At 74.3% G+C, this 6,449-nt stretch carries 8 protein-coding genes; 2 read left to right on the forward strand and 6 right to left on the reverse strand.

Annotated elements, in window-relative coordinates; all coding sequences use genetic code 11:
• Positions 1 to 30 precede the first annotated feature (30 nt).
• Positions 31 to 768, reverse strand: a complete 738-nt coding sequence (locus tag MXD60_RS19535; protein ID WP_248820764.1) for a hypothetical protein — start codon at positions 766 to 768, stop codon at positions 31 to 33.
• Positions 769 to 1,403: 635 nt separating this feature from the next.
• Between MXD60_RS19535 and MXD60_RS28925 the strand changes: the two genes are divergently transcribed.
• Positions 1,404 to 1,538, forward strand: a complete 135-nt coding sequence (locus MXD60_RS28925) for a hypothetical protein (RefSeq protein WP_283098644.1) — start codon at positions 1,404 to 1,406, stop codon at positions 1,536 to 1,538.
• A gap of 53 nt (positions 1,539 to 1,591) precedes the next feature.
• Here the strand turns inward: MXD60_RS28925 and MXD60_RS19540 are convergent, their stop codons facing one another.
• From MXD60_RS19540 to tatA, 5 genes are all read right to left on the reverse strand, one after another.
• A complete protein-coding gene (locus MXD60_RS19540; RefSeq protein WP_248820773.1) occupies positions 1,592 to 2,569 on the reverse strand; it encodes a site-specific integrase in 978 nt (325 codons plus the stop codon).
• Positions 2,570 to 2,778: 209 nt separating this feature from the next.
• On the reverse strand, positions 2,779 to 3,516 hold the full coding sequence (locus MXD60_RS19545) for an HD domain-containing protein (RefSeq protein ID WP_248820765.1): 738 nt from the start codon (positions 3,514 to 3,516) through the stop codon (positions 2,779 to 2,781).
• Positions 3,513 to 4,451 (reverse strand): methyltransferase, encoded by a 939-nt coding sequence (locus tag MXD60_RS19550; protein ID WP_248820766.1) that lies wholly within the window; start codon positions 4,449 to 4,451, stop codon positions 3,513 to 3,515. The genes MXD60_RS19545 and MXD60_RS19550 overlap by 4 nt, the downstream gene beginning before the upstream one ends.
• A gap of 71 nt (positions 4,452 to 4,522) precedes the next feature.
• The gene (locus MXD60_RS19555) at positions 4,523 to 5,179 is read right to left on the reverse strand and encodes a DsbA family oxidoreductase (protein WP_248820767.1); all 657 of its coding nucleotides are present in this window, start codon (positions 5,177 to 5,179) and stop codon (positions 4,523 to 4,525) included.
• A 336-nt stretch (positions 5,180 to 5,515) separates the two neighbouring features.
• Positions 5,516 to 5,851: a Sec-independent protein translocase subunit TatA gene (gene tatA / locus MXD60_RS19560; protein ID WP_248820768.1), complete on the reverse strand. Its 336-nt coding sequence runs from the start codon at positions 5,849 to 5,851 to the stop codon at positions 5,516 to 5,518.
• A gap of 290 nt (positions 5,852 to 6,141) precedes the next feature.
• Here tatA and MXD60_RS19565 point away from each other — a divergent pair, with 290 nt between their 5' ends.
• Entirely contained in the window at positions 6,142 to 6,423 is a 282-nt protein-coding gene (locus MXD60_RS19565; protein WP_248820769.1) for a GlsB/YeaQ/YmgE family stress response membrane protein, read from the forward strand.
• Positions 6,424 to 6,449: the final 26 nt, after the last annotated feature.

The raw sequence follows: 6,449 nt of genomic DNA on the forward strand, positions 1-6,449 counted from the left end.
GTCATGGTCCGGGGTGGCCCGCGGTGGCGGTCATGGACGGGCCGGCGCAGGCGCTGTGGGGGTCCGTTCGTGGTCGTGGTGGGTGCTGGGTTGTGCGTGGTCGGTGCTGGACGAGGGGTCGCCGTGGTGGGCGGTGGGGGTCGACGTGCGATCGGCGCCGGCGAGTATCCGCTGGTGGGTGCCGCGGTGGTCGAGGATGAGGGCGCGCAGGTGTCGCGCGGCGCGCAGGGGCAGGGGGCGTAGGGCCTTCTCCAGGGCTTCGATCTGCTGGTCGCAGGTGGTGATCGCGTGGATCTGGTCGATGGTGCGCCGGTCCGGGGGCACGGCGCGGAGCAGGGGCAGTGCCTGCAGGCAGGGATTGAACAGGCTGTGGCGGTCGAGCAGCGGGGCAAGCCGAGCGTGGATGTACCCGATGTCGGCGTCGGTGAGGTCCCCGGTCGTGGCGTGCTCACCGAGCAGGCGCATCGAGTCCTCGACATTGCGGCGGACATAGTCCGCGAAGGGCAGGTCGAGGGACGCGTCGCCGCGGTACCAGCAGTCCGTCGCGTTCGGAAAAGCACGTCGGTAGAGCGCCGCGCAGGTGTGTATCCGGCCGGGCTGTTCGGTGTCGGGAAAGGCTAGGCGTATCTCGGTCTCAAGGTAGCTCCAACGGTCCGCGGCTGGCCCTGAGCCGTACCGGAAGAAACGTCCGATCTTAGCCGCCAGATTTCGTTGTTCTTCTCTTGTGCCGCGCGGGATCAGAGTGCGAGCGAGTCGGCCGAGTGACACTCCGTGCAGCCTGTACTGAGCGTAACGATGCAGAAGAAGATTCTGGACGTCGGGGTTTTTGTGGCGGTCGGGTTCGCCCTGCGGTGCGCCCGGCATGACTGGTCACTCTCCGTGAATATGTGGGTGCGATTTCCCTGGCGTGGTTGTGGCACCTGGTGCCATTCGGAGGTCGGGGCGGGAGTATGGACTGGCCGTGCGCCCGCCGTGATGCACACATTCTGGTGATGCTTTGCGTGGCTCGGCGAGGGCCTCCCCCGGCCGGTCAATGCGGGACTTTGCCATGCATTCATTCGCCGGCTAGGAAGGGTCCGGATCGACTAGGCAGGCAGCAAGGGCGAAAGCAGGGATCCTGCTGGTGAGGAGCCGAGATGACACGCCGACGACCGTCCCGCCGTCGCTGTTCGCGCGCGCACACCCGCGGGCCGCGCCGGGCGCGGCCCGACCGGCGTCGCCGCCGGCCGGCTCCGGCGCGCGGCGCCCCTGGACGCGCCCGGCGGGTGGCCCGCCCACGTCACCGGCCCGGTCCGCGCGGTCCGCGCGGGATCGGCGCGGGTGCCCGGGTGGTGCGCCGGGGCTCAGCCGAATCCGGGCGGTGCGGGTGCGGGGTGGCGGGCGGGTCGCGTTGGAGCCCGGTGGTGCTCTCCACGGTGGCCGGTGCGAGCGCGGTCGGGCTCGTCGGCGGCGGGATGGCCGACCCGGGCGCGCTCGCGGTCCAGATCTGGGGTGCGGTCGTGGCGGTACTGCTCGATCGCTGGTGGTGGCGGCGGTGACGGGGCGGCGGCCGTCGCCGGGGGCGGCGCACCGCCCGGGCACGCCCCGGTGGTCACAGTCCGACGTGGGCGGAGGGGTTGTCGCGGTCGAAGAGCCGTCCGGCGCGGACGTAGCTGTCCAGGGACGCGGCGGAACGCCAGCGGCCCTGGCGCATGATCGACCGGTCGGGGACGCCGGCGCGGGCGGCGGCGGTCGCGAACCCGGAGCGCAGGGAGTGGCCGGCGAAGTCGGCGGGGTCCAGGCCCGCGGCGGCGGCGCGGCGTTGGACGATGCGGGCGACCGAGGCGGGATGCAGCCGGGTGGCGCCGAGGTGGCCGTGGCGGCTGATACCGCGAAACGCCGGGCCGTCGACGAGCGCGGCGTGCGCGGCCCAGGCCTGCCAGGCGCGTACCGGGCAGGTGGCGCGGTGCGCGCCGTAGGTCAGGCCGACCAGGGCGCCGGCGCCGTCCTGGTCGGTTTTGGAACGGCGGATTGTGAGGATCAGGCCGTCGGCGGTGACCTCGATGTCGGTGACGTCGAGGCCGACGAGTTCGGCGCGGCGCAGGCAGCCGGCGAAGCCGACGAGGAGCAGTGCCCGGTCGCGCAGGTCGGCGCCGGTGTCGTCGCGTAGGGGGGTGACGACGCGGGTGAGCAGGGTGGTGTCGAGGGCGGCCTTGCGGTCCGGGGGGCCGCCGTGGGTGCGGCGCACCCCGCTCCACACGGCGGCGACCTCGGGGGCGGTGGCGGGGTTGGGATGGCCGGCGAGCTGGTGGGCGACGGAGATCGCGGCGAGACGGCGGCGGATCGTGGTCGGTTTGTAGCCGGCGTCGGCGAGGGCGGCGAGGTAGCCGGCGACGGTGGCGGGGCTGGCGGGCAGTGCGGCGGGCCGGGCCGGTTGGCGCTGGCACCAGCCGCGGAACTGGCGCAGGTCGCTGTCGTAGGCGCGCCAGGTGGCCGCGGACCGGGACGCGCGGGCGTAGTCGTCGACGCGGCCGGCGAGGGCGACGCCGAGGGTGTCCGGTGCCTGCCCGTCGGCGGGTATCGCGGCGATGACCGTGCCGACCAGCGGCGTGGCCGGTTCGGGGGCGGGTTCGATGCTCACCGTGGCGGCGCGGCGGGCGGAGCGGGCGGGATCATCGCCGTCCACGATATGCCGGTTGGTGTCTCGGGTTGGCGGACCTGACCGAGGCCGGGTTGGGCGAGCGTGCCGACGTGCGCCCCGCCCCGCCCCGGCCGGGCGGGGCGATGCGGGGCGGGCGCTCAGCCGGTGTGGAGGGTCATGGCGTGGCGGGCAGCGAGGGCGGGCAGGTCGGGGACGCCGAACTCGGTGACGAACGTGTCGAACAGGTCGACTTTCGCCGCGCCGAAGCGGCGGAGCTGGTCGCGGTAGGCGGCGACGGTCAGGAAACTGCCCGGGCGGCTTTTGGAGTGGAACTTGTCGGCGTACATGACCAGGCGTTCCTCGACGGTCTGCGCGAGGTAGTCCGCCGGGGGCAGCGGCAGGCCGCCGGTTTCGATCTCCTCGCGGGTCAGGCCGACGCCGGTGTGACACGACGCAAAGCGGCACACCGCGGCGGGTAGGCGCTCGGCGGCGAGCAGGTCGTGGCCCAGCACGCCGTGGCGCAGGTACTGGGTGTGGTCGAGCTGGCCGTCGGTGTCGTAGAGCGGGTAGACGCCGATGTCGTGCAGCAGCGCGCCGGTGCGTACCAGGGCGCGGTCGGCGCCGGGTGCGGCGCCGGCGGCGAGCAGGCTGGCGGCGATGTCCCAGACGATGCGGCAGTGGCGGTGCACGCTGGTGAACGCGGCGGTGCTCGGCGCGTGGCGGCGGTGCAGCCGTTCCTCGAGGTCTTCGGCGTCGAGGTCTTCGGCGTCGAGGTCCCCGGTGTCGGTGTCCCCGGTGTCGGTGTCCGGGCCGCGGCCGGCGGTGTCGCTGGTGCTGGGGGCGGCGGTGGGGGCGGCGGGACCGGGTCGGGCCGTCCGGTGGCCGGTTGTCGTCATGGGGCCGACCGTAGCGGAGTGTCCCGGTCCGCGGCGGCGGGTTTGACCGCCCGCAGGGTGTAGGTCAGGGGTGGGCGGGGGGCGCCGTCGGGGGCGCGGTAGAGCCCGCCTTCGCCGCGGCGCAGGTTCGCGGAGCGGGCGAACAGGGTGACGGGACGTTCGTGGACGAACTGGATGCGCAGTCCCGTGCCGGCGACCGCGGTGATGACTTCCCCGAGGGTGTGGTCACGTTGCACGGTGACGTTGTCGCTGGTGGGGGCGTGCGGGTCGGCGTAGGAGCCGGTGGTGTGCCAGCGCCGCGGCACACCGGCGAAGTAGTCGCCGACAATGCGCTGGCCGTCGTCCTCGTCGAGGATCTGGGTGATCGGGTGGAACTCGGCGAGGTAGAGCGCCCCGCCGGGGGCCAGCAGCGCCGCGGCGGCCGCCGCCCAGCGGGTGAGGTCGGCGAGCCACACCAACGCCCCGAAACCGGTGTAGACGATGTCGAAGCCGCCGCGGCCCAGGACGTCGGGGGCGTCGTAGACGTCGGCGACGACGAAGCGGGCGGGCAGGGCGACGTCGGCGGCGAGCGCGCGGGCGGCGTCGATCGCCGCGGCGGAGAAGTCCAGGCCGGTGACGGCGGCGCCGCGGGCGGCCCAGGACAGCGTGTCGACGCCGATGTGGCACTGCAGGTGGGCGAGGCGGCGGCCGGTGACGTCGCCGACCTCGACGGGTTCGAACGGCCGCAGGCTGTCGAGGGACACCCGGAACCCGTCGACGTCGTACAGGTCGCTGGCCAGGTGCAGCGGGACGCGTTCGTCCCAGAACGCCTGGTTGAGCGCGGCGGCCTGGGTGAGGCTGCCGTCGAACGGTGTTCCCTGCGCCGGCGCCGGGGCGGCGCCGGGCGGGTGGGGCCGCTCGGGCGGCGGCGGGGTGTCGTGGGTGTGCTCGGCCATGACGCGGCGGGTGTCCCTCCCGGCGTGCCCGGCCCCGGGCCCCGGGGCGGGGGCGGGGCGGGGTGCGGTGGCTAGACGTGCTGGCGGGCCCGGGGGCGGCGCGCCCATGCCCTGTCCAGGGTGCGGGTGAACAGCTCGGCGGAGCGGGCGCCGCCGACGGCGATGGTGCGGTCGACGACGACGAACGGCACGCCGGTGACGCGCAGGTCGTGGGCGGCGCGCTCGTCGGCGAACACCCGCTCGGCGTAGGCGTCGGTGGCCAGGACCCGGCGTACCTCGCCCGCCGGCAGGCCGACGGCGGTGAACACCTCGACGGCGACGTCCGGGGCGAACACGTCGCGGGCCTGCCCGAAGTGGGCCTGGTGCAGGGCGCGGACGGCGTCGGCCTGCACGCCGGCGTCGCCGGCGAGGTGCAGCAGCCGGTGCAGGTCGAAGGTGTTGCCGTTGTGCCGGTCGCTGCGGTAACCCAGGCCTTCGGCGCGGGCGGCGTCGGCGACGCGGTGTTCGCGTTCGCACAGCTGCGCGCGGGGGGTGTCGGGGAACTTGCGGGCCAGTGCGTCGAGCAGCGCCTCGGAGCCGCCGCGGGGCAGGGTCGGGTTCAGCTCGTAGGAGTGGAAGCGCACGATCACCTCGTCGCGGTGCGCGAACGCGGCGAGCGCCCGGTCGAACCGGGCCCGTCCGACGTAGCACCACGGGCAGACGACGTCACTCCAGATGTCCACACGCACGGCGGACCACCATCCTCTTCGTCACCGCAATCCGGTCGCGGCTGCCTGGCCCGGGCGAAGGGCACGTGGCGGGCACGGTGGCCCTTCGGCGTCGCCACCGCACCGAGTGAACACCACCGTTGCCACGGTGACGGGCGGCGGCGAAGGTGACGATCAGCGCACACCGCGGCGGCCGAGCTCGGCACGGGGGTGTTTCACGGCGACGAGCGGCACGGGAGGCGGTTGTGAGGCACCCACGCCGCGCCGCGTGGTGGGTGCCCGCCGGTCGACCACAGGTGGTCCCCCGCGGTGTCGGCGCCCGGGTCGGGTGCGGGCGGTGACCGGCGGTTCGGGGCGTCAGGCGGAGTTCGCCGGCTGCTCGTGAGCGGCCGCGGGTGGCACCGTGGTGGTCGGCACCGTGGTGGTCGGCACGGGGGTGGTCGGCACGGGGGTGGTCGTGGGGGCTGCGGCGGGGATGGGCGCGGCCGCGACCGGCTGGGCGGGGGTCACCGGGGTCGGCGCCGGCGGCGCGGGGGCGCTCACGTCGTCCTCGCGCAGCCCCTTCACCTCGGACTTGAAGATCCGTAGGGAGCGGCCGAAGGACCGGGCCGCGTCGGGCAGCCGCTTCGCGCCGAACAGCACGACGACCACCGCGAGGATGATGAGTAGCTCTGGCGCGCCGATGTCACCCACGTCAACCGTCCTTCGCCCAGGGTCGGACCTGCCGCCGGCCTCCCTGGCATCGTACGACCGGCCCGCGTCGGCCCGGGGGTGCTCCCGGGGTTCTGTGGACGCCGGTGAGCGGCTGCCCGCGTCCTGTGGACACGGCGGTCCGACGGCGGGCGGGTGGCGGTCACGGATCGTGGCGGGTGACCCTCGATCCGGGTCTGGTTTGGTTCTCTCCCGGTGGGTACATCGTGATCTGTCCCGCCGTCGATCACCGGCACGACCCCGCCGCTGATCTTGTCCTGTCGGAGGCTGTCATGCTTTGGACGATCGTTTCCTGGGCGGTTCTCGGTCTGATCGCGGGTGCGGTCGCCCGCCTGCTGGTGCCGGGGCCGGACCCGATGAGCATTCCCGCGACGATCATGCTCGGTGTCGTCGGTTCGTTCGTCGGGGGTTTCCTCGGTTTCGTGCTGTTCGGCAAGGACTTCGGGGACGGGGCGCTGCAGCCGTCCGGGATCATCGGGTCGATTCTCGGGGGCATCGTCGTGCTGCTGATCTGGCGGGCGGTGGGTGGGCGCCGTCACGCGCTGCGTCGCTAGGGCGGCGCTGTGCCCGCGCCCCCCGG

Source organism: Frankia sp. AgB32 (assembly GCF_023243045.1).
Taxonomy (GTDB): Bacteria; Actinomycetota; Actinomycetes; order Frankiales; family Frankiaceae; genus Frankia.

What these genes read in the sequence shown, in the direction of transcription:
- MXD60_RS19550 (WP_248820766.1), bottom strand. Translation starts at nt 4,451, where the DNA reads ATGGCCGAGCACACCCACGACACCCCGCCGCCGCCCGAGCGGCCCCAC.
- MXD60_RS19565 (WP_248820769.1), top strand. Translation starts at nt 6,142, where the DNA reads ATGCTTTGGACGATCGTTTCCTGGGCGGTTCTCGGTCTGATCGCGGGT.
- MXD60_RS19545 (WP_248820765.1), bottom strand. Translation starts at nt 3,516, where the DNA reads ATGACGACAACCGGCCACCGGACGGCCCGACCCGGTCCCGCCGCCCCC.